The organism is Lacipirellula parvula (assembly GCF_009177095.1).
GTDB lineage: Bacteria > Planctomycetota > Planctomycetia > Pirellulales > Lacipirellulaceae > Lacipirellula > Lacipirellula parvula.
In genome coordinates this window covers 3,128,069-3,153,250 of sequence record NZ_AP021861.1, presented here as the reverse complement: position 1 = coordinate 3,153,250, position 25,182 = coordinate 3,128,069, and the positions used below count along the sequence as shown (strand labels likewise).

The following is a 25,182-nucleotide window of genomic DNA, read 5'->3' as shown; positions in this document are numbered from 1 at the left end:
CGTTTTCCAACTCAACCCGGTATCTAGCGTCTTGGCTCGATTTTCCGACAGCGGCGACTAAATTGAGAGCGTCAGGCCGGGACCGCTGGCCGCGGGTTGTGAGAGGGTGACGATGCGTCCTGCCTTAGCTGCCTGCTTGTTGTTGCTTGCGGGTTGTGGCCCCAGCGCCAAAGAGGCCTACGAGCTCGAAGTGCTCAAGCTGGTGGCGATGCAGCAGGAGTCGCAGGAACTTCTCAAGAAGATCTACGCCAAAGCGGATAGCGGCAGCGGCTAAGTCGACGACTTTGACGGCTTCGCGGTAGTCATCGATCGACTTCTGAATCTCGCCGTCCTAGTCGCGGCTGTGGCGCTAGTCGAACAGCTGCTTACCCTTCGCGACCGTCTCGGCGAAATCCTGCAGCCACTAGACGCCTTTGCCAGACTGCTGGGCGATGTTGACGAACTCTTGAGGATCGATTTCGTCGCCGCGGAGCCGTCGGCGAATCGGGTCGGGGAGGGAGTCGGTCATTGGGCGTTTTCCTTTCGGGCGATCTCGCGGGCGTGCTGTTCGCCGCGGCGGTTCAACGTACAGATGCGACAAATTGTCCCACTCCAGCTGACGCCAGACCGATCGTTTGGCACGTGCGACGTTGCAGTTGTGCTGTTGTCGCTCGATGACTTCGCTGACGATGCTCATGCTCCCCTCCGACGGTTGCAGCTGGAGATGGAGCGACGGCCTGCACGCTCAGCCTCTTCGGCGTCGAGGCGTGCTTCGTACTCGGCAAGAATTTTCAGGACGATCGATCTGCGCGTCGTGCCGATCGCCCCGGAGGTGATACCGTTGCTCGAGCAGCAGTTTGACCGAGCCGCTGAAGGCGAAGAATTGGTCCTGCCGGGCATGTTGGGCGAAGGCGACGGCGTTTACGGCAAGCGACTGAAGCGAGTCGTCAAAAAACTCGGTCTCGACCAATAGCCGAGAGTGCTGCACACGCTGCGCGCGAGCCGGCAGACGGATTGGAACGAAGTGTTCCCATCGCACGTCACCGCGGCGTGGATGGGCAACTCGCCAACGATCGGCGATAAGCACTACAATCGTACTCTCGACGTGCACTTTGAAGCGGCGACCGACCCATTGCATAATCCATTGCAGACAGTGGCCGCCACGGCTTGCCAGCGTGCGTCAACTTAAAGTGCGGTAACTCAGAAAACGCCGCGTTGACGCTAATTGTCTAACGGTGTCGCATATTGACTAGGGCATTAGAGGATAGTCCGTGTACCCCGCCGCACCCTCTGAGTAGTACGTCGCCACGTTCGGCTCATTCAGCGGCGCATCGCTTCGCAGCCGCGTCGGCAAATCGGGGTTCGCGATAAATGGCTGCCCGAATGCAATCGCATCGGCCGCGCCGTCGCGAATCGCCGCGGCCGCGGTTTGCTTGTCGTAGCCGCCGTTGGCAATCAGCACGCCGCGATACGCCGCGCGAATCGACGGCGTCACCCGCGGCGCGTCCGCGTTGAACAACCGCCCCGGCCGAATCGACTCCGCCACGTGCAAGTAAGCGAGCCCGTACTGATTCAGCATCTCGCCGACGTACGAATAGAGTCCGATCGGATCGCTGTCCGACATCCCCTGCCCGTTCATCGTCGGGCTTACCCGCAAGCCAGTTCGATCGGCCGACCACGCCGCCGTCACCGCTTCGATTACCTCGCGTAGAAACCGACTCCGATTCTCAACCGAACCGCCATACTCGTCGCGGCGCTGGTTCGAACCGTCGCGCAAGAATTGGTCGATAAGGTAACCATTGGCGCCGTGAATCTCGACGCCGTCGAACCCCGCCTCGCGAGCCCGCCGCGTCGCCGTTGCATAGTCGCCGACGATTCGCTTGACGTCGCCGATCGTCAACTGCCGCGGCACGACGTACGGCTTCTTTCCCGTCGGCGTGTGCGCTTCGCCCGTGGCCGCGATCGCGCTCGGCCCCACCGCCGCCGCCCCGCCCGCCTGGTAGTCGGGATGCGACACCCGCCCCATGTGCCACAACTGCAGCACAATCCGGCCGCCCGCCTCGTGCACGCCGGCGACGACGCGCGCCCAGCCGGCCGCCTGCTCGTCGGTGTACATTGCCGGCGCCCCGTGCCAGCCATACCCCTCGGCGCTGATCGCGGTCGCCTCGGTCACGATGAGCGCCGCCCCGGCCCGCTGCCGGTAGTACTCGGCCATCATCTCGTTCGGCACGCGGTCGGTCGACCGCGCCCGCGTCAACGGCGCCATCACAATCCGATGCGGAAACTCGATCGCCCCGACCTGCAGCGGCTGAAACAACGCGTCGTTATCGCTCATCGTAAATGCTCGTTCTCGAAGGTGCCGCCGCCTGCCTTTCTCCTAGTTTAGTGAATTGAAGCTGAACCTAGTAGGGCGAGATGCTCGCATGCACCGCGACGCGCACGTCACTCACTGCGATGCGCTCGCGCGGCCAACAGCACCGCGGGAGCTTGAGCACCATGCGTGCGCACCCGCGCCACACCGATCGGTCTCAGTTGCACGTCGCCCAAGTCAATCGTCTCGCCCGGCTTGAGCGTCACCCCCTCGAACACCGTCTGCTCAGGCTTCCCTGGCTCGCGATAGAAGCGGCCGTCGTAGCGTTGCCCCGGTACGAGTTCGTCGATCTGAAATCGCCCCGCGTCATCGGTGTGCACGTACCCGCGCTCGCCGATCTTGGGATCCAGATTCAACTCGCCGAGCGCACTGCCCGCCAGAATGCCTTGCCGAGCTAGCGGCTTGCCCGCTTCGTCCAGCAGGCGTCCAGTGATCGTCCCCCACGGCTCCATCCGTAGGCGAATCACCTCCTTGACGCCGGCGCGGGCGAGCACGAACCCGATCAACTTGCGATCTTCGTGAAAGAACGTAATCCGCCTCGCGCGCTCCGCATGCAAGCCGCGAATGCCGAAGGCTCCGCCCCGCGGTCGCGTCTCCGCATCGTACAAGTGCTGCGTCATCCCTTGCGTCCTGCAGCCCTCGACAAGCCGCCCGTCGCCATCGACCAGCTCAACCCGCTGCGGAACGTCGCACACAACCGTCGCCGTTAGTTCTAACGGCGGCGAATCCACTTCAGGATTCACGAGCACCATCGCCGGATAGGAATCGAGATCCAATCCGCCAATGGAACTGTAGAGAACTCGGCTCGTCCCGAAAGCCTCGATTTGCCACTTCGGCGAGAGCTTCGCGAGTTCCGCCGCAAAGAACTCGCTGGGCTTCACGTCCGTCGCATGGTACGCGACGCCATCCGTCGCCTCCACCAAAATGGCGCCAGGGCCCGCCTCAACGAAGCCGCGATAGCTTCCCGTCGCGTCGCGGATCGCGACGCTATAGGGCTGCCGGCAGGGATTGCATGAGGGGCTCTGCGCCAGAGGATTGCGGCCGACGTCGGCGTACGTGACTCGCGCCTCGACCGGCTTTCCCAGTTCATCCACAAGCTTCAATCGAAACGGAATCCCGCGCCGGCACTCAATCTCCACTGGCCCGTCATCTTTCGCAGTCGCCTCGCCCGATTCGTACGCCATCCCCGGCGACGACGCAGCAGTGATACACACCTCGTCGCTCGAAGGCGTCAATCCAGCCAACTGAAACTTGCCATCTGCGTCGGTAAGGACGACGCCGTAGCCAACGCCGTCACGAGGCCTCCCGAGCGACTTCCCCACCCGCATTCCCGCGATCGGCTGCCTCGTTTCGCGGTCGATCACTCGTCCCGTAATCGTTCGTCCCGGCTCACAAATCCGTGTGAAGCGGGCGGCAGAGACAAGTTGCGTCGGCCTGCTATCCGGATCGAGCATCGTTCCTACGTCGTCGCCTTCACGGGTCATCACGGCCATCTGCGTGGTGACGACGCCAGCCCCTGTGATTTCCAGTCGCACCAGACGGTCGGCGCCAATCCCGCTGAGTTCAAACTCGCCGTCGTTATCCGTGCGCGCCTCCGCAGTCACGCCCGGCAGCAAGTCGGGACGGTACATGACCTGTCCCGGAAACGGCGGCGAATGAAATACGCTCGCTTTCCTCATCTGAGCGATTTTGGCGTCGAGGTCGCGCTCCGGCGGAATCGTGACGCTCCCCAACCGGACGCGCGCTCCAACGAGCGGCTGTCCATGGGTTCCCAATAGTCGCCCGCGAATCGGCACGTCGTCCGCCGCCAACTGAAAGGCAAAATAGTTCCGCTCGATCCGTTCCGCAGCCGTCGGCAGGGCCGAGTCGATCCGCCCGCGATAGTTGCGAAAGTCAGCCCCGTAGCCATCGGCCGTCACGATGAGGAGGCCATTCCGCCGCGACGGCAGTGAGTCAAGATCGACGAACGTCGCGTCGGGCGCCTCGAACTCAAATCGGCCCGCCTCGTCCGTCACCGCCCGCACCGGCCCGAGCCCTGCCACCTCCGGCTTCAGCGTCTGGTCGTACGGCGCCAACGCCTCGTCATACGGCATGAGATACACTCGCGCCCCGGCAAACGGCTGGCCATCCGGCCCGTTGACGACCCCGCGAAAATTCCCGGCAAAGCGAGGATCGTCCGGATCGCGTTCGTCGACAGTCGCGCCGCCCGCCTTCGATGGCGACTCAGCGCTGATGGCAACGCCGCACAAAAGCATCACCAGCACGCCAGCGCCGCACAACCACCGAGCAAGCATCGCGAAACTCCTCGCCAGGAAAGACAAGCCACTCCTCAATCTCGCCGACAACCGCGCAAACCGTCAACCGTTCACCCCATTCCCCGCAAAAAGCCGCGACCGCCGGTCGCAGTGGCCGCCACGTAGCCGCCAAGCCCCACCAAGCGACGTCAAAAATCGGCGTCGATCCACCCGACATCGAAAACCAGGTAGCCCCGGTTAGCGCACTCGCCTACCGGGGTGGCGGAACCGCGTCGTTCACCCCATAATCCCCGCCCCAACCACCCCATGCTCGGCGAACAGCGGATCGCCGCCAAGACGTCACGGAATCACGAGAGCAATGAAGCGAGTCGGCAGTCGTCTGCTCGGCGCAGAACACTTCACGAGGACATCCACGTCTATTACATTCAAAACCGCCAGGCAATCGACTGAACAGAAGTGATGCAGACTAATGAAATACACGTTCGCGGGAGTGCCCCTCCTGCTCGCAGCGGCATTGTGTAGCCAGCTAAGCGCAGCGACCTACCGAGTGCATCTCTTAAACCAAACTTCGCAACTCGGAGCTGGCTGGGGAGTGTATGGCAATGCGACGATTGGCTCCCTCTACAGCTCGTACAATGAGGCCACAATCTGGCCCAGCCCGGCGGCGTCCCCGATAAGCCTCCATCCAGCCGGGTTTGCTTTGTCGTTTGCAAGCGACATTCACGGCAATTCGCAAGTTGGCTACGGGCAACTCGCTGGGGGGGAACGCCATGCTTTCCTGTGGCATGGGACGGCTCAAAGCGCCGTTGACCTCCACCCCCTCGGTTATAGCTACTCGGACGCCAACGGCGTCGACGAATCCTCTCAAGTAGGAGCAGGCGTGCCGACTGACGGGAGCGCACCGTATCACGCCTTACTATGGCGAGGAACTGCGGAGAGCGTCGTTGACTTGCACGTACCGGTTTATTCGGAGACATACGCCTGCGATGGCGAAGGCGGCGGCCAGACAGGTTGGGGCATCGTCCGACCAAGCGAGTCGCAGTTCGTGGAGCACGCATTGCTGTGGAAGGGAACTGCCGATAGCGTCGTCGATCTCCATCCCGATGGTTTCGCGCGCACAAGGGCCAACGGAGGCGGAGCGACGTCTCAGGTTGGGTACGGATCTACATCGAGCGATCCGCCCCAAAGCAACGCGCTGCTATGGCATGGCAGTGCGAACAGCGTTGTCAACCTTCATCCGCCTGGATTTGCCTACACGCAGGCTGAAGCGACTGCAGGAGAGTGGCAGGTTGGTAGCGGGGGGGTCGGCAATGGCCTCCACGCGCGAGCTCTAGCTTGGAGAGGAAGCGCGGACAGCGTCGTTGACTTGCATAGTATCCTCGAGCAACAGACGCGACCGAACTTCTTGTTTTCGCTGGCGACAGACGTCGATGAGTTGGGCAACATCGCTGGCTGGGGATTCACCACAGATGGATATAGCTTCGCGATTCGCTGGTCGCTCGTACCAGAACCAACGAGCGTCGGTATGGTGGGACTGGCGCTACTGAGCATCGTCCTCCAGTCGCGACGCCGTACGAATTGAATCGGCACTAGCCGACGAGCGAACCGTCAAGCGCCCCCCCAGCCTCCGCAAAAAGCCGCGACCGTCGGTCGCGGTGGCCCCACGTCGCCGCCAATCGCCAACATGATTGGGGGAGTGGATAGCCCCGGTTGGCGTACCCGCCTACCGGGGCGGCACAGCCGCGAGAGGCATCAAACTCGCCTGCCAGATCAGCACGGTCCGCGACTCGCCCGATTCGTCATTGCTCGCCAATCGCGCTGTCGAGCGATATGCCAATCATGTTCCCGCATTGACTGCAACCACATGTTCCGCAGCACGATCCGGTTGCGTTAACGCAAAACATCGTCGCGTTTTCTAACGGAACTTCGCCGACTCCGACTGATCAAAGCGACGATCGCGGCAACGCTCAGGGAACAGGCGCTGGGCTCAGGGACGGTGTCGCGAATCTTGGCGATGACGATGTCGTCGTCGCCCGCGTTGGCGCCGCCGAGGCTTCCGCTCGTGAAGCCGGTGATGTAAACGTTACCTTGAAAATCAGCTGACACGCCGCTGGCAAAATCAGTCTCCGCGGAGCCAAGTTGCATCGTCCAGAGGCGATTTCCAGCTTGGTCGAACTTGCTGAGAAACATATCGCTCAAGCCGGCGCTAGGTCCCTGTAGGTCGCCCGAAGCTGCCCCGGAGATGTACACATTCCCTTGGCCGTCCGTGGCGACGCCCTGGCCTTGAGCGCCCTCGCCGGCGGCGAGTTGAGCCTTCCAAAGGAGATTGCCGTTAGCGTCGAACTTACAAAGAAAGGCGCTGTCGACTCCAGCGCTTGGTCCGGCGAACTCGCCTCCGACGAAGCCTGTCAGATAAACGTTTCCTAAATTGTCATACGTCACTCCATTGCTACGAATGGCAGTAGTCGTATCTACAAGCTGCCCAAGCTGTTTGATCCAAAGTCGATTGCCGTCAGCGTCGTACTTGGCAAGGAACGCATCGAGTTCGACGTGATTCGTGCCGTTGACTAAATCGCCTCCCGTGAAGCCGGTGGTATAGACGTTTCCAAGGCCGTCCACGGCGAGGCCAAGACTGGAATCGAGCTGCTTCGTACCGAGCTGCCTGGTCCAAATTCTGTTGCCGGCAACGTCGTACTTGGCGAGAAATGCGTCCTGGAGCCCGACGTGAGGACCGTTGAATGTATCCTCCGTGTATCCTGAAATGAAAACGTTGCCAATGCCGTCGACAGCCACGGCGTTGCTAACGTCGGCAGAGGCTGTGCCAAGCTGCCTGGACCACAGCAGCACTCCGTCCGTCGTGTATCGACTGAGAATGGCGTCGCCGAAACCAGCCTGGGGACCATTAAGCGACCCGCCGGTCGCGCCTGAGATGTATACGCTTCCGACGCCGTCAGTCGCGACGCCGTAACTTCGCTCGCCGCCTGTGGAGCCGAGTTGCGCCGTCCAAACTCGGTTGCCGCTCGCATCGAACTTACTCAAAAAGGCGTCGCTAATGCCGGAGAGGGGCGCGGCGAGCGATCCTCGCGTGTCCCCGGTTATGTACGCATTTCCCAGCAGGTCAGTGGCGATGGCATAAGCACGGTCTTCACCGGCAGTGCCGAATTGTCGAGACCACTCCAGCACGGGCGATGCGGAGACGGGCGTTGCGGCAAGAAAACGGATTAGTACTGCTACAATCGCTGCTTTGCGCCAGAAGTTAGACATTAGCAATTTCCCTAGTTAGCCTGCGCAACTCAAATCCCGCCGCCGTGCTGACGGCCGGCCCGTGGGCGCGACTGTCATATTTTGAGCCTGATATAGAAACATGCGGTGGAGCGGTAATCTAATGCCTGTGACCGCAATATGCGAACGATTTTAGCGGAGCTGGATGGCGTGCCGCCGCGAAGTGTCGACATGCTAGAGCAGGAGTTGGCGTGCTCGCCTGCCGGGGCTGCGCAGCCGCAAGAAGCATCCCCCCAACGGCGCCAGCGAAGCAGCGTTACCAACTACCGTCTGGGGCGGCGTCGGCTTGAAGCGGCGACCCCGCAAACGCCCAGCAACGTCATCGCCACGCTACTAGGTTCGGGCACCACAAGGACGTCCTGCACGCGATAGACGTACACGGTGCTCGCCGCGGGAGAGCCTCCACCAGCGCTAACAGCCAGCAAGTCGCCTTCGATGGCAACCGCCAATCCGAAACCAATCGGACTGCCTGGAGGCGGAGCGAGAATGCCTACGGTTTTTCCAGTCTTGTCGTAGATCCGAACCAATCCTTGGATCTCGATGCCCAGAGCGACGTAGTCGCTACTTACGCTCACTCCATCGGCAGCCGCACGAATATTCCCAGAGGAGGACGCCAACGGCGCCGGCGTTCCGGCAGTCGGCCAAATGAATGATTGCCCGAACGGCTGCGTGGCGACGAGCGTCTCATCGTTCAGGTCCACGTTGTATCCGAACTGGCCAGGGCTTTGCAGGCCGGGAGCAGGAGCGTACTTCGCGAGCTGTCGATTACCGACAGTGCTTGGTTCCGCATCGAACAGGTAGACTGCGCCCCCGCTGGAAGATAAGGGTTGCAGAGCAGCCACCGCAGCGCGACCTTCGTCGATCGCGACGGCAACGCCGAAGCCGTCGTTCTCCTGGCCATCGTTCGCGACCAATCTCGCAATTTGATTGCCCGTAACGCGGTCGAACAAATACGCTGCACCGCCGATCGCCGCATTGTTCGGGTCTTTGGCAGCAGCTGCGATCACGACGTCGCCGCTCATGTCGACGGAAAACCCAACTCGCGTCCCGGGATAGTCGCTCGGGGTGAGCTTGATTTTCGAAATATTTGTGAGATCTGCGAAGTTGTAGACATACGTATCGAAAGTCCCGGCAATAACGGCGCTATCCCCCTGCAATGCCACGGAAGTGCCGACATCTGCACTCGGGAGCGTCACTTTCGCCAACTGCTGCTGGGTGAATGGATCGTATAAGTAGGCAGACCCTAAGCCAGTCCCAACCAACACCCGCTGCCCGTCGGTGGCAAGACTCCACCCCAGATAATCGTTCGTCGCCAGTCCCGGCACGTGAAACGTGGCCAGGGGCGTCGGACTGGGGGGCGCTGCGAACGCCCCAACTGCGAAAGAAAAACTAATGAATGCCGAGAATACGGCATAAGAAAGATAACTTGAGCGCATTAGCAGAATCCTCTTCTCGTGGGTGTTCCGGGCACACGATGCGGCCAGTCTACCGATGGACCTTATCGTATGCAACTTTTTCTCGGAAACGCTGCCGAGGCGCATTGCGAGGAGATGCGAAACAAGCGACGCTGATTGAGATGATTTACTGGAGAGTTTCCAGTCTATTCGCCCAACTTGTCTACTTAAGATACTGGCGGGTGGGTGGCAGGTCGTCGCGTAGCGGGTAGCCCCGCTTGGCGTACCCGCCTACCGGGGCGGCGCAGCCGCAAGAGGCGTCAGCCTAACGGCGCTAGCGAAGCAGCGTTATCAACTACCATCAGTCGGTAATGATCTCGCGCACCCGCAGTTTCCCCACCGACAACTCGTCAATCTCCAACCGATTGAACCGAGCTTGCCGCACCGTCAGCCGCTTCACCGCCAAGCGGCCAATCGCGAGCGCCCCGATCGCCACCGCCCCCACGGCCAGCGCGCCGACGGTGAACGCGGCAATCGCCATCGCCCCCGAGGCCTGCGCCCCCACGGCCACGGCCCCATGCTTCTGCACGCACGACTTGGACCCTGAGGCCGCCAGCACGGCGGGCTCCTCTGGAGTGGCGGCGGGTGGAGGATTGCTCTTCATCGGCTTCGCGTCACAGGTTTCGTTTGCAGTCGCCGGGTTCCGCCCCCACCGCGGCAGACATTGTATCCGCGTTCCGAAAACGCGCTCCTCTCCGGGAGGAGGCCTGGGCCGAGCAAATATAGCATTTTGCGACTTGCATTTGGCCGCGCCACTTCAGAAAATGAACACCCGTACACACTACCGCACCGATGGGAAGCTCCCTGAAACGGGTTCACCAATGCCGCAGCCGTCGACCTGTCGCGTCGTCCCTGATGTCGCCTCGAATGCGACATCAAAGGCGACACAGAGCATCGCAACCTCATGCAAAGAAACAACTTAACAACGATTTCTTAGTGTCGCCTAAAATCGCATTCACCGATTCGAGCCACGCGACACGACATCTCCGCCGGTCAAGCCAGCGCCAGAACTTAGCCCGAACCACCTACCCCACCCAGAGTCCGACAAAACGCCTACCGCAGCCCCAATCTCTCCCCGCGGAAGCCCGCCAAACGATTGACTCCCGGCCCACCCCGTGCGACCCTAATACCTTCTGCTTTCCGGGGATTCGGACACCCCCCGCCTACTTCGCCCGCCCGCCTACTTCGCCCGCCTGCCTACGAACCTCGCCCGCCACGCCGGCGCCGACCACCGACGGAGGATTTACACGATGAGGCTGCTTCTCGCCGGGATGACCCTGGCTTGTCTCGGGCATGTCGCCCACGCTCAAACTGGCCGCTACTCCGAGTCCGACGCCGCGGCCGCAGCCCCCGAATCGGCCCCCGTGGCCGAGGCAGGCCAACCCGCCGCTGCTCCCGCCGAAGCCGCCGACGCGCACGCCGATCTGAAGAACATGTTCGATGGGTCGCCCGCCCCGACGATGGCGGCCCCGCCCGCCGGCGCCTCGGAGCCGACGCCTGCCGGCAACCCATTTGGGGCGCCCGCTCCCGCCGCCTCCGCAGCCGCTGAGCTCGGCCCTGCTGCCGGTCCCGCCGCCAGTGCCGCAGCTCACACGCCCCCAGCTGCTGCCGCAGCCCTGGAACCTGCCGCCACCGATCAACGGTCGCTTCTCACCAAGGGTCCCAAACCCTCGAAGATGATGCAGGACCTGATGAAGGCTCCTGCCGCCGCGACGCTCACCGGCACGCCGGTCACGCTCGGCGAAGCAGTCCGCGATTCCCGCACCCGCCAAGACCAGACCCAACGGGCCAAAGCCTATTGGGACCTCGCCGCCGCCACGGCTGACTACTATCTGGCCCTGCTCGAAACGCAAGAACTCGCCACGTTGCGCGCCGGCGTCAGCATTCCGGGCCAACAGTGGGACGCCCGCGGCACGGAACTGGCCAACCGCGTGGAACTGGCGAAGAAGGCCGCTCAATCCGCTCAGTTGCAACTCCACACTCTCCTCGGCGGCGGGGCAAGCTCGCTCCCCCTCCCGGCCGACGTTCCCCACTGCGGTCGCTACAACGCTGAGTACGAAGAGATCTTCGCCCAACGCCAAGACCTCACGGCGAAGAAACTCGCTGAAGTCCTCTCGCTCCGTCACGCCGAGCTGCGCGACATGACCCAAGCGATTGAGGACGCCGAAGCCTTCCGCGCGTTGGTCAGCGCCAACCGCAACCCGTCAGGCGACGGCAGCGACCTGCTCGCCGCGCAACAGTTGCTCTCGCTGCAACGTCGCGCGTTCGTCGCTCGCGCTCGCGAGTACAACCAAGAGATCGCTGCCTACACGGAACTCGCCGCCCCGGCGGAAGTGCCGGCCGATCGCTTGGTCGCGATGATGATCCGCGTCTCAACGACGACCGATCAATTGAACTTTGGCCAAGGCGGCATCGAACCGGTCGCCGCGACCGAACCGGTGACGCCGACCGAAGGCGCTGAAGCGACAAAGAAGAACGACGAAACCCCGTCGACGTTCGCCGAACGTCACCAGGAAGTCCGCCGCCCGCTGCAACGGCTCCTCGGCCGCGAACGCGAGCGCTCGATCGTCGTCCGCCGCCTCCGCGAAGTCCTCGACCGCGACTAAGCGTTCGAGTGAATTAGCAACCTTTACACAGCAACTAGCGAGCCCCCGGGTTCATCCCGGGGGCTCTTCGCACATCATGCCAGCCGCCACGACCGAAACTTCGATCGACTTCGCCGACCTCCCGCGTCCGCTGGCGAAGCCGTTCTACATCGGCACGCAGCTGGTCGACCCGCCGATCCTGCAGGCCCCAATGGCGGGGTTCACCAACTACGCCTTCCGCCAGATCGTCCGCGAGTTCGGCGGCGCCGGACTCCTCGCCACCGAGATGGTGAACGCCCGCGGCTTCGTCTGGATGGACGAGCACGAGGCCGAACACCCCGACCGCCTGTGGGGCGTCGCCGCCGAGGCCCGTCCGCTCGCCGTGCAAATTTGGGACAACGAGCCCGAAACGCTCGCCAAGGTCGGCCACCGCCTCGCCACCGAATACCAGGTGAGCGTCGTCGACATCAATTTCGGCTGCCCCGTGCGGCAGGTAACGCAGCGGGCCCACAGCGGTTCCTACCTGCTGCGGTTCCCCGAGCTGATGGGACAAATCATCGAGCGCGTCGTCGCCGCCTGCGCGCCGACGCCAGTCACCGCGAAGATCCGCCTCGGCTGCACGCGCGATCAGATCAATGCGATCGACGTCGCGCAGGTTGTCGAAGGCGCCGGCGCCTCGGCGCTCACCGTGCATGGCCGCACAGCCGCCGACATGTTCACCGGCGAAGCCGATTGGGATCGCATCAGCTCGATCAAGCCGCATCTCAAGCGGATCCCGCTCATCGGCAACGGCGACCTCGATTCGGCCGAAAAGGTCGTTAATGCGTTCAAGCGCTATGACGTCGACGGCGTGATGATCGCCCGCGCGGCGCTCAACAAACCCTGGCTCTACGCCCAAGCCGCCGCCGCGGTGCGCGGCGAGCCGATCCCGCCAGATCCGACGCTCCCCGAACAAAAGGAGCTGATGCTCCATCATTATCAGCTCGTCTGCGAGCGCTTCGGCGAGGAGAAGGCGAGCGTGCTGATGCGGAAGTACGCCTGCTGCTACGCCCAAGGCCGCCCCGGCGCCCGCGAGTTCCGCAAGTATGTCGCGACGATCTCGACGCCGCAGGAATTCTTCGACGTCGTCGAACGCTACTTCCCCCTCTAGCCCCGGGCTCCGCCCGGGGGTGTCGTAACGCCACGCGCGACGATGCCAATCGAAATAGATGCCCACCCCTGGGCGGAGCCCGGGGCTAGAACGAGCATCAGGCGTCGCCTACTCCTGATCAAGCTCGTGCGCCAGCGCTCGCAGCGAGAGGTTGATATCTTTCAGGTAGAACCCCAGCGAAGCCGCCAAACACGCCAGACACGCGCTAAACAAGATCACAATCACCACCGAAATCGGCAGCACCAATAGCGTGCCGATAAACAGCACGATCACGATTGTCACGGCCAGCAGCGCCGTCGTCACCGCCAAGGTTATCGCCTTCTGCAAGATCCGCGCTCGCCGCCACAAGATGCCGAGCTGCAGCTCAATCCGCAGCAGCCGCTTCTCGCTCGCCGTCCGCCGCAGGTCGACGAGATTCCGCGACCGATCGATGATCCGCCCCAGCCGATGGTTCATTGAGAGCAGCAGCGCCCCAATGCCGGAGATAAGAATCACCGGGCCGATGGCGGTCTGCAGAACAGGAATCAGTTCGTTGAGCGGCACAGTCGTGTTACATCCATGCAGGGGTCGATCGCACGCATGAGCGGCAACTACCGCGATTCATCCGTATCGCGCGTATCAATGTCGAGCGGCGCCTTTTCATGCTCTAGCAGTTCCCGCGGCGGCAGCATCAACAGCCGGTAAAAGCAGAACGCCGAGAGCGCGCACACCGAACCAATCGACACGATCATGATCGCCCAGCCAGCCAGATTCATCGCGTCTCTCCCGGTTCGAGTCTTTGCTCGCCGATCGCATCGAGCCCTTTGAATCGCCCTTCGCGGCTCCACCGCCGCCCAGCGCTCCACGTCATCACCATCAGGCCGCCGAGCAAGATCGCGATGATCGCCAGCGACAACTGTGCGACGACGCTCTTGCCGACCGTCTCCAGCTGCGATCCTAGCTTCAGCCAAATGAAGGCGATCAAGACAGTGATCAGATACGTCGGCGTCACGTACTTCAGCACGTACTGGACGAAGTAGGGGACATTCAAGTTGGCGCCCTGATGGAGTTCTTGGTGCCCGCGTTCGATGCCGAGCACCCAACCGTAAAGGATGGTTTGCACCAAGGCGAGCATGAACATGAGGAAGGTGCCGACCCAGAAGTCAAACGTATCGAGCGCCACGCTTCCCTTCGAAAAATAAAGGACGAACACGCAGCCAAACGCCGAGACGCCGCCAAGGATCGCGGCCGATGCGCGGCGTTTCAACCCAAAACCTTCTTCTAGAAACGCGATGCACGGCTGCAGCATCGACACCGACGCCGCAATCGCCGCCGTGAAGAGCATGAAGTACCACATGAAGCCGAAGAGCCGCCCACCCCACATCGCGTCGAAGACGTTCGGCAGGGCGACGAAGCCCACCGCAAACGTCGAATCAAGATTCGTCGCCGCCAAACCGCCGATGCCGAGGAACACGAATGCGGCCGGGATGGTAATGAGGCCGCCGTGGCAGACCTCGGAGAATTCGTTGATCGAGGTCGCGGTGAGGCTGCTCAGCGCGATGTCATCCTTCCGGCGGAGGTAGCTCGAGTAGTTGATGATGATCCCGAACCCGACGCCCAGCGTGAAAAAGATCTGCCCGGCCGCGTCAAGCCAGGTTTTTGGATTCTTGAGTTCCGCAATTGCCTCTTCGTTTGGCTCCCACATGAACGCCAGGCCGGCCATCAAGTTCTGATCGGGCTTCGAGGGGTCGGGCGTGCCGAGCGTCAGCACGCGGAACAGCACCGCGAACGAGAGGACAAACAGCACCGGAATGGCGATGTTGCAGAGCTTCTCGATCCCATGGCTCAGCCCGCGGTAAATGCAGGCGAAGTTCAGCAGAAAGACCGACGTGAGAATGACGAGCCACACGCCCCGCCCGCCGAAGATGGCCGAACCATCCTGGCCGGCACCAATAAACTCGTCGAAGTACTTGCTGAACGCGGCGACCTTCGTGGCGGAACTCAGCTCAGCCCCGTCGTCCGCGACGTCCATCCCGGCGATGACTTGATCAATCCGCCCGCCGTGTCCGGTCATCAGGTCGCCGGTGAGATAGTCGATCGCATAACTGAGGCACCACGCCTCGATGAGGACGTAATACATGTAGACGATCAGCGGGATCATCAACGCCAGGGCGCCAAAGTACTTGGCCGCTGGGTGCCGCCAAATGACGCTGTAGATGCCCGGCGCCGAGTTGAACCCGCGGATGCCGCCGTAGCGGCCCATTGTCCACTCCGCCCAGGAGAGGGGGATGCCAAGCACGAGCAAGGCGACGAAATAGGGGAGCATAAACGCCCCGCCCCCATGCTCCACCGCCAGTCCCGGGAATCGCAGGTAGTTGCCGATTCCGACGGCCGACCCTGCCACGGCCATGATCACCCCCATCCGGGAGGTCCACTGTTCACCGCCTGGCTTCTCAGACATGGGCGTCGCTCGTCGAGGGCTTTAAAATAGGCAGCTGGTAGGCCCGCTTTTATACGATAAGCCTCGGCAGGTCAATCACTTACGCCCATTCGGTTTGACGCAACCAGGCATTTTTCAAACAGCCGGTTGTCATAAATCAGATCACCTGTAGGATTGAGTATCCACCGGACGGCCTGCCGTTGGTGGGACGCCTAACCTGCGATGGATCATGAGCGCGATCACCGACCTCTCCGACCGCACGATTGTCGACTACCTCCGCCGCCACCCGGCGGCGACGGTGGGCGATATGGTCGAGTTCACTGGAGTGACGGCCACCGCTGTTCGTCAGCGGCTCGTTCGGCTGATGGAGCAAGGCCTGCTCGCCCGTGAATCGGAAGTCGTCGGCCGTGGTCGGCCGACGCATCGGTATTCGCTGACGCCCGCCGGCGTACGCTCGGGCGCCAACAACTACGACCAGCTCGTGCAGGTCTTGTGGAACGAAATCCGCGAGATCCGCGACATCGAGGTGCGTCGTGGGCTGTTGAAGCGGATCTCGGAGCGTCTCGCAGACCACTACCGCAACGAGGTGCATGGCGAAACATTGCAAGAACGCATGGCCGACTTGGCCCGCCTGATGGCGAGCCAAGACATGCCGTTTGAACTACAAGAGTCGGAGCAGTTGCCGGTGCTCACCGCGCTGGCCTGCCCCTACCCCGATCTCGCGGAACAAGATCGGGGGATTTGTGCGATGGAGAAGATGTTGCTGTCGAGCGTGTTGGGAGAGTCGGTGCGGCTGAGTTCGTGCCGTCTCGATGGTGCAAACTGTTGCACCTTCGAGGCGAGCGGAGCGGCCGGGTAGCGTGGTTCGGCTCCTAGGCGGCCGAAAGCTAGCGTGATACGCTAAGCCTTTCGCCGTAAGGGCTTAGCCGCTGGCGCGGAGTCGCAGCGGAAGCCTGGCTAGTGGCTGTCGAACTCGTGGTAACAACTCACAGGACGATTGAACCGCCATGTCGCAACCTTGGATTGAAGGAAGATTTGAGGAGAACGTCATCACGACGACCGTCGAGCAGGCGATCAACTGGGCGCGGCAGGCGAGCATTTGGCCGCTGACGTTCGGGTTGGCTTGCTGTGCGATCGAGATGATGGCGGCGGGAGCGAGTCGGTACGACATGGATCGGTTTGGCGCCGGGGCGTTTCGCGCCACGCCGCGTCAGGCCGATTTGATGATCGTCGCGGGCACGGTCACTTACAAAATGGCCAGCCGCGTGCGGCGACTTTACAACATGATGCCCGATCCGAAATTCGTGATCGCGATGGGCGCCTGCACCGTCGGCGGCGGACCGTACTTCAAGTATGGCTACCACGTGGTGAAGGGGGTCGACTTGGTGGTGCCGGTGGACGTGTACGTTCCCGGTTGCCCGCCGCGGCCCGAGGCGCTGCTCGAAGGGTTGATGAGAATTCAAGACAAGATCAAAGGACACCGCATTGCTCGCGTCGCCGGCCAGGCGATCGGCAAAAAGGTCGAAGATGAACTGCCGGTGCCGCATCACAGCGGTTACGTCGCGCCGCAAATCGACGTGACGCCGGTGTTTGATCACCAAAAGATTACTGGGTAATTGGCAACGCTAAAGCTTGAGTGCGCCGGGGGCGAGACGCCCCGGCTCGCTGCTTAGTTCACAACCAGTCTCGAAAGTGAAATTATTGTTGCGATGGCTGAAACGCTGAAGATTACGAACCTCCATGTCTCCGTCGAAGGCAAGCCAATCCTCCGGGGCGTGAACCTCACCATCAATCGTGGCGAAATCCACGCCCTGATGGGACCGAACGGCTCAGGCAAGAGCACGCTCGGCAACGCGATCATGGGGCACCCGAACTACGAGGTGACCGAAGGCTCGATCGAACTCAACGGCGAAGACGTCCTGGCGATGGACGCGTCGGAGCGGGCTCGCGCCGGCATCTTCATGGCGTTCCAGCGGCCGATGTCGGTCCCCGGCGTCAAGATGGCCGACTTCCTCCGCCACGCGACCACCAACGTTCGCAACCCGCGCCGCAAGGAAGGCGAGGAGCTGATCCCGATGCGGCAGTTCCGCAAGGAACTGACCGAGAAGATGGATCAGTTGAAGATGGACGTCGAGTTCGCTCGCCGGTACGTCAACGACGGCTTCTCCGGCGGCGAGATGAAGCGGGCCGAGATTCTGCAGCTCGCCATGCTGCGGCCAAAGTTCGCGATCCTCGACGAAACCGACAGCGGTCTCGACGTCGACGCGGTCAAGCTCGCCAGCCAAAGCATCGCGGAGATCGGCGGCTCGGAAATGGGCATCCTGATCATCACCCACCACGACAAGCTGCTCGACTACAACACGCCTGACTACACGCACGTCATGCTCGGCGGCCGCATTGTCGAAACGGGCGGCGTTGAACTCGCCCGTGAACTGTACACCGAAGGCTACGACCGCATCCGCGCCGCGTATCCGGAAGCCGCGGCGGTCGACGCCGAGATGCAGCAATCGACCGCTGCCGCCGTTTAATTTGGAAACAGAAGAGAATCATTTTTTGACAGGATCGCAGGATTTCGCGTATCGACAGGATGATTGAAGCAGTGGCTTCTCAACTCCGTCGACTCTCGATTCCTCTGGTCCGGTCAGGTAAGCAACAGGCATAGCCATGTCCTCCGACGTGCTCGAACAAGACGCCTTAGGCGATATCAACAAGTACGACTTCATCACGCCGTCGCACGACGTGTTCCGCGCCGCGAAGGGGCTGAACCGCACGATCGTCGAGCAAATCTCCGAGATGAAGAAAGAGCCGGCGTGGATGCGCGACTTCCGCCTCCGCTCGCTGAAGATCTTCGAATCGAAGCCGATGCCCAATTGGGGCGGCAATATCGGCATCGACTTCCAGGACATCTACTACTACCTGAAGCCGACGAACGAACAGGGCAAGACCTGGGACGACGTGCCGCAGGAGATTAAGGAAACCTTCGATAAGCTCGGCATTCCCGAAGCGGAGAAGAAGTTCCTCGCCGGCGTGAAGGCCCAGTTCGAGAGCGAAGTCGTCTACGGTTCTCTGCAGGAAGACCTCGGCAAGAAGGGGGTCATCTTCACCGACACCGACACCGCGATTCGCGAACATCCCGATCTGCTGCGGGAATACTTCGGCAAGATCATCCCGCCGGAAGACAACAAGTTCGCCGCGCTCAACTCGGCCGTCTGGTCGGGCGGTTCGTTCATCTACGTCCCCAAGGGGGTGAAGATCGAGTTCCCGCTGCAGGCTTACTTCCGCATCAATGCTGAGCGGATGGGTCAGTTCGAGCGGACGCTGATTATCGTCGACGAAGGCGCCGAGGTGCACTACGTCGAAGGTTGCACGGCGCCGATGTACTCGTCGGAGAGCCTGCACTCGGCGGTCGTGGAAATCGTCGTCAAGAAGCATGGCCGTTGCCGTTACACGACGATCCAAAACTGGGCGAACAACATTTACAACCTCGTGACCAAGCGGGCGATGGCCTACGAAGGCGCCCTCATGGAATGGATCGACGGCAACCTCGGTAGCCGCCTCACGATGAAGTACCCAGCCGTCTACATGATGGAACCAGGCGCTCGCGGCGAGATTCTCTCGATCGCGTTCGCGTCGAAGGGCCAGCATCAAGACGCCGGCGCCAAGGTGGTGCATTGTGCTCCGAACACCAAGAGCCGCATCATCTCGAAGAGCATCAGCAAGAACGGCGGTCGCGCCAGCTACCGCGGCCTGTGCAAGGTCGAAGACGGCGCCACCGGCTGTAAGAGCAACGTCGTGTGCGACGCGCTGATTCTCGACCCGCAGAGCCGCAGCGATACGTACCCCTACATCGAAGTGGAAGAGTCGGACGTCCAGATCGAGCACGAGGCGAGCGTCTCGCGCATCGGCGAGGAACAGCTCTTCTACCTGATGAGCCGCGGCCTGAGCGAAGCCGAGTCGAGCTCGATGATCGTGAGCGGGTTCATCGAACCGCTGATCAAGGAGCTGCCGATGGAGTACGCCGTCGAGATGAACCGGTTGATTGAACTGCAGATGGAAGGGAGCGTGGGCTAGGCGCGCAAGACTCGGGAGGACTCGAAAATGAGCACCATTTCCGATCCGTTGACGGAAAAACTGATCGCTGACTTGTACCGAACGGAAGGCAAGGCGGAGATCGTCGACGGGAGGATTGTACTCATGAGCCCGACTGGTGATCGGCCAAACGTAGCAGCTGGCGAAATTTTCATTAGCCTGCACGCTTATGCGAAACGGCACGGCGGTAAAGCCTACAGCGACAACGCCGCGTTTCTCGCCGACCTGCCCAGTCGCAAATCGTTCTGCCCTGACGCCGCGTACTACACGGGGCCACGGGCAGGGATGAAGTTCCTCCCGATACCGCCCGACTTGGCCGTCGAAGTCCGCAGCGAAGGCGACTACGGTCCCGGCGCCGAGCGAGCGATGGCCAAGAAGCGAGCCGATTATTTCGCAGCTGGCACGAAAGTCGTCTGGGACGTCGATTTAGACAGCGAAGAAGTGGTAAAGGTTTACCGCGCAGCGGCGCCGGAAGTTCCGACCGCCTACCGCCGCGGCGAGTTGGCCGAAGCCGAGCCCGCCGTCCCTGGCTGGCAGATGCCGGTCGACGAATTATTTGAGTAAGACAAAGTCGTTGAACAAGTAGAGATTGATGTCAAACACGTTACTGGCCGCTGGGTTCGCTCAGGAGGCATTTGATTCGTTCCTCGCGTCGCGCAACGAGCCTGGTTGGCTCCTCGATCTGCGTCGCGCCGCCTGGGCTCGCTTCTGCGAGCTCGGCATGCCCGCTCGCAACGACGAAGAGTGGGTCCGCACCGACATTCGGCTGTTCAAGCTCGATCGCTTCGGCTTCCCTGCCGTCCCGCCGATTGGCAGCGACATGCCGCGGGCATTGCTCGCTGAAGGCGTCGAACTCGGCGGCAGCGCCGTCACGAGCGACAGCCACGTCGTCGGCTCCCAACTCGCCGAGAAGTGGGCCGCCAAGGGCGTGCTGTTCGGCGATATTGCCACGCTGGTCGCAGAGCATGGCGACGTGCTGCGTCCGTTCTTCGAACGTAACGTAGTCAATCCAAATCACGACAAGTTCTCGGCGCTCAACGCCGCCGCTTGGGCTGGCGGGGCGCTGCTTTATGTGCCGCGTCGCGTGACGATCGACGAACCGCTCCACGCCCTGTCGGCGCTCTCCGACGGCGGCGTGGACCTGAACAAAACGCTCGTCATCCTCGAAGAAGGCGCTGAGGCGACCCTGCTGTCGGAAACGGCCAGCATCTCCGAGAACGGCAGTGGCTTCCACTGCGGTTCGATCGAGCTGATCGTCGAACCGAGCGCGAAGCTTCGCTACGTTAACCTGCAGAACTGGGGTAACCAGGTCTGGCACTTCGCCCACCAAAAGGCCCACATCGCGTCCCGCGCCCGCCTGCAGTGGACGATCGGCGCCCTCGGCAGCCGCCTGGCGAAGGTGAACCAGCACGTCGCCCTCACCGGCGAAGACGCCGAGGCCCAAGTGAACGGCGTCATGTTCACGCAAGGTCGGCAGCACCTTTCGTACAACACGCACCAGCACCACATGGCGGCCCACTGCCGCAGCGACCTGCTCTACAAGGCGGCGCTGCAGGACGATTCGCGCACCGTGTGGCGCGGCATGATCAAGGTCGACAAGCCGGCCCAGCGAACCGACGCCTATCAGCGCAACGACAATCTCATGCTGTCGCGCACGGCCCGCGCCGATTCGATTCCTGGGCTGGAGATCGAAGCCGACGACGTCCGCTGCACGCATGGCAGCACCAGCGGCCGCGTCGACGAGCAGCAAGTCTTCTACGCGATGACCCGCGGCTACACCCGCCAAGAAGCGGTCCGCATGATTGTGGAAGGCTTCTTCCAGCAAGTCTTCGACCGCATCCCGATCGAGAGCGTCAGCGAAGCCCTCGGCGAAGCGATTGGGCAGCGGGTTCGCGATATCGGCTCCGAAGCATGAGCGAGCTATTGGTTGCATCTGCCATCTGCTTCATCATCGGCGCGATGATAGTGCCTGGGTACGCGTTCTTGTTTGCAATCGCCGGCGCTTTGATATCAATCTTCAGTCAGCGACTATTTCGAAAAGAGCAACAGTGAGCAAGCAGAAAGCGTTTATCCCCGTAGCAGGAATTCGCGAAGTTGTTGATCCAGGTTCGATGCTGGTCGAAGTCGATGATCGCCTGATCGTATTGATCCACGCCGCCGGTCATTGGTACGCGCTCGACGACGTTTGCACGCACGATGGCGGCCCGCTGAGCGACGGGCCCGTCGACTCCGCCGACAAGACGATTGCTTGCCCGCGGCATGGGGCGAAGTTCGACCTCGCGACCGGCGCCGCGGTGACAATGCCCGCCACGAAGCCGACCGTCGCCCACGAAGTGAAGATCGAAGGCGATCAAGTGCTCGTGCGACTCCACGACCACGCTTAAACGAGGAACATCCCATGGCCATCGCCGAAGATACCGTGCGCGAAGCGCTCAAGACCGTGATCGACCCCGAGTTGTTCGTCAACATCGTCGACCTCGGCTTGATCTACGAGGTGAAGATCACCGACGCTGAAGAGGGAAAGTGCAACGTCGACGTCGAAATGACGATGACGAGCCCCGCGTGTCCCGCTGGCCCGCAACTGCTCGGCCAATCGAAGGCGGCCGTCGGCAACATCGAAGGGGTCGCCGCCGTCGACGTTCGCATGGTGCTCGACCCGCCGTGGACGCCCGACCGCATGACCGAAGACGCCCGCGATCAGTTGGGCATCTTCTAAAGGCCCAGAACCTGTCATCCTGAGCAAAGCGAAGGATCTCGCCTCCAGCGAACGTCTAGATTCTTCACTCCGCTCAGAATGACGCTTGCGGCGCCAGCCCGAGTTCCCCGCCCCATGCACGTTTTTCTGTACGAGTGGATCACCGGCGGTGGTTTGATCAGAGAGTCGGGCTCGCTGCCGCCGACGCTGCTCCGCGAAGGCTCGGCCATGGCGGCGGCACTCGCTGCCGACTTCGCGAAGCTGCCTGATTGCCGCGTCACGCTGCTGCGCGACATGCGACTCGAGTCGCTGCAGTTTCCCGGCTGCGAGGTGCTCGACATTCAATCCGGCGCTGAGTGGCGGGAAGAGTTCGCCCGCCTCGCCGCCGCGGCGGATCGCACGCTCGTCGTCGCGCCGGAATTCGATCACATCCTCGCCAAGCTGACCGATCGCGTGGCCGACGGCGGCGGCCGCACGCTCAACGCTTCCGCAGAGTTCATCGCACTCACCGCCGACAAGCATCGCACCGCCGAGGCGCTCCGTCAGGCCGGCGTCCCTGCGCCAGCCGGCCGGTTGTTCGACGAAGGCGAACCCAAACTGCCTGCCGACTTCCGCTATCCCGCCGTCCTCAAGCCAGTCGACGGCGCCGGCTCGCAAGATACTTACCTCGTGACGAGCCACCACGACGAACCGCCGGCCTACGCGTGGACGCGGCGGCTCGAGCAGTTCCACGCGGGCCGCCCGGCGAGCGTCACCGCCATTTGCGGCCCAGCCGGCGCGACATTCCTGCCGCCGACGTGGCAACGCCTCAGCGACGACGGCCGCATGACCTACCTCGGCGGCGGGCTCATCGGCGAAGCTGGATTGGCAGATCGCGCCGTCGAACTCGCCCAACGCACGCTCGCCGCCCTCCCCGCTGCCCGCGGCTTCGTCGGCATCGACCTCATCCTCGGCCCGAACGTCTTCGGCGACGAGGACGCCGTCATCGAGGTGAACCCGCGAGCGACCACCTCCTATGTCGGCTTGCGGCAGGCGATCCACCAGAACCTCGCCGGCGCGCTGCTCGACTCGATCGAGGGCAAGCCGGTCGAGCTCAGTGTTCGCAGCCGCGCAATCGAATTCGCAGCCGACGGCAACGTTTGGCTCACCCGCAGTTAGCAAATCGCCGAAAGAATGTCCCCATGAGCTGGCTGGCAATCGACATCGGCGGCGCCAATCTGAAAGCGGCGGACGGTCGCGGCTACGCCGACTCGCGACCATTCGCCATCTGGCGTCAGCCTGAACGCCTCGCCCTGGAGTTGCGGGAACTCCTCGCCGCAGCCCCTGCTGCCGACGCGCTCGCGATCACAATGACGGCCGAGCTTGCCGACTGCTTCGAAACCAAATCGGAAGGCGTGCGGCAAATCCTCGCGGCCGTGCAAGCCACCGCGGGCGACCTTCCCGCCTTCGTCTATCAAGTCGACGGTCGACTGCTGCCAATCGATGCGGTGCAGCGAATGCCTGCCCTCGCTGCGGCGAGCAACTGGCACGCCCTCGCCGCCTTCGCCTGCCGCTACATCGACGCCGAGCCCGCGCTACTCCTCGACCTCGGCTCAACGACCGCCGACGTCATTCCGCTCACGCCGAACGGCCCTCGCGCCCTCGGCATGTCTGACGGCGAACGGCTCCTCGCCGGCGAGTTGATCTACACTGGCGTCGAGCGAACGCCGCTCTGTGCACTCGTCCGCGAGCTCCCCTGGCAGGGGCACGACTGCCCCGTCGCCGCGGAGGTATTCGCCACCACCGCCGACGCCTACCTGATGTTGGGCGAACTCGCCGAAGATCCCCACGAGCTCTCGACCGCCGATGGCCGCCCGCTCACGTGGCCTCACGCGCTCAGCCGGCTCGCCCGCATGGTGTGCGCCGACGCCGATTCATTCACCGCGGAAGACGCCCGCCTAGCGGCGGCGACCGTCCGCGAGGCCCAGCTCAACCAGTTGCAGCACGCTGTCGAAAAGGTGGCCGCCCGCCTCGGCGGGCCTGCGCAGCGGGTGATCCTCAGCGGGCACGGCGAGTTTCTGCTGCGACATTTGCTGGATCGCCTCCACTGGCGCTGCGACGTGTTATCCTTGACCGAAGAGTTGGGGCCCGCGGTCAGCCGCTGTGCCCCAGCCCACGCGCTGGCCGTGCTGGCGCGAGAGTTAGAGACTCACCCCACCTGCAGATGATTCGCGTCGTAAAAGTTGGCGGAAGCCTGTTCGATCTCCCCGACCTGCCCGAAAGGTTGCGGGGCTGGCTTGCGCAACAGCCGCCCGCGCACAACGTGCTCATCGCCGGCGGCGGGCCGCTCGTCGAGCAAATCCGCGCGTGGGACAAAGCCGAGCCGATCGAAGAGGCCGCCGCCCATTGGATGTGCGTCGACCTGCTCACCGTCACGGCCCACCTGCTCCACTCCTGGCTGCCGGAAGTGCCGCTGGTCGAGGACGACCGACTGCTCTGCCAGCGAGTCGGCGAGGAAGGGGCGACGATCTTCGGTCCTGCCCCCTGGATGCGCCGGTCGGAACCAGGCCTGCCGGGCACTTGGCTTCCCAGCAATTGGGACACGACGAGCGACTCGATCGCCGGCCGCCTCGCCGCCGCCCTGCTGGCGGACGAGTTCGTCCTCCTGAAGTCGGCATTGCCCCGCCGCAAAACGAGCCGCGAGCTCAGCGCCTTGGCCGCGGTCGGGTACATCGACTCGATCCTGGCCCTGATGGCGCCGGAGCTTCCCCCTACGCGGCTGGTCAATCTGCGAGCCGAGCCTCCCATTGAGGCGAGAGTCCCCCGCCCCGGCGAGGGGCCGGGCTGAAAACAGCTATCAGCGGCCCGTTCGATGGCGGCGAGTTTGCCGATTGCCTGGGCGTTGCTGGGGGAACCGATTGCAG

26 protein-coding genes are annotated in these 25,182 nt (G+C 62.8%); 17 read left to right on the top strand and 9 right to left on the bottom strand.

Translation table 11 applies throughout. The features are described 5' to 3' along the window. Positions 1-112 precede the first annotated feature (112 nt). Positions 113-274 (top strand): hypothetical protein, encoded by a 162-nt coding sequence (locus PLANPX_RS27305; RefSeq protein WP_172992023.1) that lies wholly within the window; start codon positions 113-115, stop codon positions 272-274. Positions 275-403: 129 nt separating this feature from the next. Here PLANPX_RS27305 and PLANPX_RS12455 read toward each other — a convergent pair whose 3' ends face one another. Then, positions 404-676 carry a hypothetical protein gene (locus tag PLANPX_RS12455; protein WP_152099050.1) on the bottom strand — a complete coding sequence of 91 codons (273 nt, stop codon included), beginning with the start codon at positions 674-676 and terminating at the stop codon, positions 404-406. 117 nt (positions 677-793) lie between these two features. On the opposite strand from PLANPX_RS12455, the gene PLANPX_RS27300 reads away from it, so the two are divergent. Both PLANPX_RS27300 and PLANPX_RS27295 read left to right on the top strand, forming a co-directional pair. Then, the gene (locus PLANPX_RS27300; protein ID WP_172992022.1) at positions 794-952 is read left to right on the top strand and encodes a hypothetical protein; all 159 of its coding nucleotides are present in this window, start codon (positions 794-796) and stop codon (positions 950-952) included. A 51-nt stretch (positions 953-1,003) separates the two neighbouring features. Next, positions 1,004-1,168, top strand: a complete 165-nt coding sequence (locus PLANPX_RS27295) for a hypothetical protein (protein ID WP_172992021.1) — start codon at positions 1,004-1,006, stop codon at positions 1,166-1,168. Between the two features lie 60 nt (positions 1,169-1,228). On the opposite strand, the gene PLANPX_RS12450 is transcribed toward PLANPX_RS27295, so the two are convergent. Beyond that, complete coding sequence (locus tag PLANPX_RS12450; protein ID WP_152099049.1) at positions 1,229-2,314, bottom strand: alkene reductase; 1,086 nt, start codon at positions 2,312-2,314, stop codon at positions 1,229-1,231. A 107-nt stretch (positions 2,315-2,421) separates the two neighbouring features. Further along, entirely contained in the window at positions 2,422-4,644 is a 2,223-nt protein-coding gene (locus tag PLANPX_RS12445) for a carboxypeptidase-like regulatory domain-containing protein (protein ID WP_152099048.1), read from the bottom strand. A gap of 661 nt (positions 4,645-5,305) precedes the next feature. On the opposite strand from PLANPX_RS12445, the gene PLANPX_RS12440 reads away from it, so the two are divergent. Beyond that, complete coding sequence (locus tag PLANPX_RS12440) at positions 5,306-6,187, top strand: PEP-CTERM sorting domain-containing protein (protein ID WP_152099047.1); 882 nt, start codon at positions 5,306-5,308, stop codon at positions 6,185-6,187. 308 nt (positions 6,188-6,495) lie between these two features. Here PLANPX_RS12440 and PLANPX_RS12435 read toward each other — a convergent pair whose 3' ends face one another. The 3 genes from PLANPX_RS12435 to PLANPX_RS12425 all read right to left on the bottom strand — a co-directional run bounded on the left by PLANPX_RS12435 (position 6,496) and on the right by PLANPX_RS12425 (position 9,900). Further along, complete coding sequence (locus tag PLANPX_RS12435) at positions 6,496-7,869, bottom strand: SBBP repeat-containing protein (RefSeq protein WP_152099046.1); 1,374 nt, start codon at positions 7,867-7,869, stop codon at positions 6,496-6,498. Positions 7,870-8,150: 281 nt separating this feature from the next. Continuing rightward, complete coding sequence (locus tag PLANPX_RS12430; RefSeq protein WP_172992020.1) at positions 8,151-9,323, bottom strand: FG-GAP repeat protein; 1,173 nt, start codon at positions 9,321-9,323, stop codon at positions 8,151-8,153. A 319-nt stretch (positions 9,324-9,642) separates the two neighbouring features. Continuing rightward, positions 9,643-9,900: a hypothetical protein gene (locus PLANPX_RS12425; protein WP_198421882.1), complete on the bottom strand. Its 258-nt coding sequence runs from the start codon at positions 9,898-9,900 to the stop codon at positions 9,643-9,645. 691 nt (positions 9,901-10,591) lie between these two features. Between PLANPX_RS12425 and PLANPX_RS12420 the strand changes: the two genes are divergently transcribed. Both PLANPX_RS12420 and dusB read left to right on the top strand, forming a co-directional pair. Further along, positions 10,592-11,947 (top strand): hypothetical protein, encoded by a 1,356-nt coding sequence (locus tag PLANPX_RS12420; RefSeq protein ID WP_152099044.1) that lies wholly within the window; start codon positions 10,592-10,594, stop codon positions 11,945-11,947. Between the two features lie 76 nt (positions 11,948-12,023). Then, positions 12,024-13,076, top strand: coding sequence for a tRNA dihydrouridine synthase DusB (gene dusB / locus PLANPX_RS12415; RefSeq protein ID WP_152099043.1), 1,053 nt, complete (start codon positions 12,024-12,026; stop codon positions 13,074-13,076). A 108-nt stretch (positions 13,077-13,184) separates the two neighbouring features. On the opposite strand, the gene PLANPX_RS12410 is transcribed toward dusB, so the two are convergent. Genes PLANPX_RS12410 through PLANPX_RS12405 form a run of 3 tightly spaced genes read right to left on the bottom strand, consistent with a single transcriptional unit; the run spans position 13,185 to position 15,516 of the window. After that, on the bottom strand, positions 13,185-13,619 hold the full coding sequence (locus PLANPX_RS12410; protein WP_172992019.1) for a DUF2721 domain-containing protein: 435 nt from the start codon (positions 13,617-13,619) through the stop codon (positions 13,185-13,187). A gap of 47 nt (positions 13,620-13,666) precedes the next feature. Continuing rightward, the gene (locus tag PLANPX_RS27290) at positions 13,667-13,831 is read right to left on the bottom strand and encodes a hypothetical protein (protein WP_172992018.1); all 165 of its coding nucleotides are present in this window, start codon (positions 13,829-13,831) and stop codon (positions 13,667-13,669) included. Continuing rightward, complete coding sequence (locus PLANPX_RS12405; RefSeq protein ID WP_152099041.1) at positions 13,828-15,516, bottom strand: sodium-dependent transporter; 1,689 nt, start codon at positions 15,514-15,516, stop codon at positions 13,828-13,830. Before PLANPX_RS12405 ends, PLANPX_RS27290 begins: the two co-directional genes overlap by 4 nt. A 208-nt stretch (positions 15,517-15,724) precedes the next feature. On the opposite strand from PLANPX_RS12405, the gene PLANPX_RS12400 reads away from it, so the two are divergent. The 11 genes from PLANPX_RS12400 (at position 15,725) to PLANPX_RS12350 (ending at position 25,106) form a co-directional block, all read left to right on the top strand. Beyond that, positions 15,725-16,354 carry a helix-turn-helix transcriptional regulator gene (locus PLANPX_RS12400; protein WP_152099040.1) on the top strand — a complete coding sequence of 210 codons (630 nt, stop codon included), beginning with the start codon at positions 15,725-15,727 and terminating at the stop codon, positions 16,352-16,354. Positions 16,355-16,502: 148 nt separating this feature from the next. After that, on the top strand, positions 16,503-17,111 hold the full coding sequence (locus tag PLANPX_RS12395) for an NADH-quinone oxidoreductase subunit B (protein ID WP_152099039.1): 609 nt from the start codon (positions 16,503-16,505) through the stop codon (positions 17,109-17,111). A 93-nt stretch (positions 17,112-17,204) separates the two neighbouring features. Then, complete coding sequence (gene sufC, locus PLANPX_RS12390; protein ID WP_152099038.1) at positions 17,205-18,023, top strand: Fe-S cluster assembly ATPase SufC; 819 nt, start codon at positions 17,205-17,207, stop codon at positions 18,021-18,023. Between the two features lie 136 nt (positions 18,024-18,159). Further along, entirely contained in the window at positions 18,160-19,566 is a 1,407-nt protein-coding gene (gene sufB, locus PLANPX_RS12385) for a Fe-S cluster assembly protein SufB (protein ID WP_152099037.1), read from the top strand. A gap of 27 nt (positions 19,567-19,593) precedes the next feature. Next, complete coding sequence (locus PLANPX_RS12380) at positions 19,594-20,148, top strand: Uma2 family endonuclease (RefSeq protein ID WP_152099036.1); 555 nt, start codon at positions 19,594-19,596, stop codon at positions 20,146-20,148. A gap of 28 nt (positions 20,149-20,176) precedes the next feature. After that, the gene (gene sufD, locus PLANPX_RS12375) at positions 20,177-21,499 is read left to right on the top strand and encodes a Fe-S cluster assembly protein SufD (protein ID WP_152099035.1); all 1,323 of its coding nucleotides are present in this window, start codon (positions 20,177-20,179) and stop codon (positions 21,497-21,499) included. 133 nt (positions 21,500-21,632) lie between these two features. Next, positions 21,633-21,968 carry a Rieske (2Fe-2S) protein gene (locus tag PLANPX_RS12370; RefSeq protein WP_232536381.1) on the top strand — a complete coding sequence of 112 codons (336 nt, stop codon included), beginning with the start codon at positions 21,633-21,635 and terminating at the stop codon, positions 21,966-21,968. A gap of 14 nt (positions 21,969-21,982) precedes the next feature. Further along, the gene (locus tag PLANPX_RS12365) at positions 21,983-22,300 is read left to right on the top strand and encodes a metal-sulfur cluster assembly factor (protein ID WP_152099034.1); all 318 of its coding nucleotides are present in this window, start codon (positions 21,983-21,985) and stop codon (positions 22,298-22,300) included. A 114-nt stretch (positions 22,301-22,414) separates the two neighbouring features. Beyond that, positions 22,415-23,437: an ATP-grasp domain-containing protein gene (locus PLANPX_RS12360; protein WP_172992017.1), complete on the top strand. Its 1,023-nt coding sequence runs from the start codon at positions 22,415-22,417 to the stop codon at positions 23,435-23,437. 23 nt (positions 23,438-23,460) lie between these two features. Further along, entirely contained in the window at positions 23,461-24,486 is a 1,026-nt protein-coding gene (locus PLANPX_RS12355; RefSeq protein ID WP_152099032.1) for a hydantoinase/oxoprolinase family protein, read from the top strand. Next, positions 24,483-25,106: a protein kinase gene (locus PLANPX_RS12350; RefSeq protein WP_152099031.1), complete on the top strand. Its 624-nt coding sequence runs from the start codon at positions 24,483-24,485 to the stop codon at positions 25,104-25,106. The genes PLANPX_RS12355 and PLANPX_RS12350 overlap by 4 nt, the downstream gene beginning before the upstream one ends. Positions 25,107-25,182: the final 76 nt, after the last annotated feature.

What these genes read in the sequence shown, in the direction of transcription:
- PLANPX_RS27305 (WP_172992023.1), top strand. Translation starts at nt 113, where the DNA reads ATGCGTCCTGCCTTAGCTGCCTGCTTGTTGTTGCTTGCGGGTTGTGGC.
- PLANPX_RS12455 (WP_152099050.1), bottom strand. Translation starts at nt 676, where the DNA reads ATGAGCATCGTCAGCGAAGTCATCGAGCGACAACAGCACAACTGCAAC.
- PLANPX_RS12450 (WP_152099049.1), bottom strand. Translation starts at nt 2,314, where the DNA reads ATGAGCGATAACGACGCGTTGTTTCAGCCGCTGCAGGTCGGGGCGATC.
- PLANPX_RS12445 (WP_152099048.1), bottom strand. Translation starts at nt 4,644, where the DNA reads ATGCTTGCTCGGTGGTTGTGCGGCGCTGGCGTGCTGGTGATGCTTTTG.
- PLANPX_RS12435 (WP_152099046.1), bottom strand. Translation starts at nt 7,869, where the DNA reads ATGTCTAACTTCTGGCGCAAAGCAGCGATTGTAGCAGTACTAATCCGT.
- PLANPX_RS12430 (WP_172992020.1), bottom strand. Translation starts at nt 9,323, where the DNA reads ATGCGCTCAAGTTATCTTTCTTATGCCGTATTCTCGGCATTCATTAGT.
- PLANPX_RS12420 (WP_152099044.1), top strand. Translation starts at nt 10,592, where the DNA reads ATGAGGCTGCTTCTCGCCGGGATGACCCTGGCTTGTCTCGGGCATGTC.
- dusB (WP_152099043.1), top strand. Translation starts at nt 12,024, where the DNA reads ATGCCAGCCGCCACGACCGAAACTTCGATCGACTTCGCCGACCTCCCG.
- PLANPX_RS27290 (WP_172992018.1), bottom strand. Translation starts at nt 13,831, where the DNA reads ATGAATCTGGCTGGCTGGGCGATCATGATCGTGTCGATTGGTTCGGTG.
- PLANPX_RS12405 (WP_152099041.1), bottom strand. Translation starts at nt 15,516, where the DNA reads ATGTCTGAGAAGCCAGGCGGTGAACAGTGGACCTCCCGGATGGGGGTG.
- PLANPX_RS12400 (WP_152099040.1), top strand. Translation starts at nt 15,725, where the DNA reads ATGAGCGCGATCACCGACCTCTCCGACCGCACGATTGTCGACTACCTC.
- PLANPX_RS12395 (WP_152099039.1), top strand. Translation starts at nt 16,503, where the DNA reads ATGTCGCAACCTTGGATTGAAGGAAGATTTGAGGAGAACGTCATCACG.
- sufC (WP_152099038.1), top strand. Translation starts at nt 17,205, where the DNA reads ATGGCTGAAACGCTGAAGATTACGAACCTCCATGTCTCCGTCGAAGGC.
- sufB (WP_152099037.1), top strand. Translation starts at nt 18,160, where the DNA reads ATGTCCTCCGACGTGCTCGAACAAGACGCCTTAGGCGATATCAACAAG.
- PLANPX_RS12380 (WP_152099036.1), top strand. Translation starts at nt 19,594, where the DNA reads ATGAGCACCATTTCCGATCCGTTGACGGAAAAACTGATCGCTGACTTG.
- sufD (WP_152099035.1), top strand. Translation starts at nt 20,177, where the DNA reads ATGTCAAACACGTTACTGGCCGCTGGGTTCGCTCAGGAGGCATTTGAT.
- PLANPX_RS12365 (WP_152099034.1), top strand. Translation starts at nt 21,983, where the DNA reads ATGGCCATCGCCGAAGATACCGTGCGCGAAGCGCTCAAGACCGTGATC.
- PLANPX_RS12360 (WP_172992017.1), top strand. Translation starts at nt 22,415, where the DNA reads ATGCACGTTTTTCTGTACGAGTGGATCACCGGCGGTGGTTTGATCAGA.
- PLANPX_RS12355 (WP_152099032.1), top strand. Translation starts at nt 23,461, where the DNA reads ATGAGCTGGCTGGCAATCGACATCGGCGGCGCCAATCTGAAAGCGGCG.
- PLANPX_RS12350 (WP_152099031.1), top strand. Translation starts at nt 24,483, where the DNA reads ATGATTCGCGTCGTAAAAGTTGGCGGAAGCCTGTTCGATCTCCCCGAC.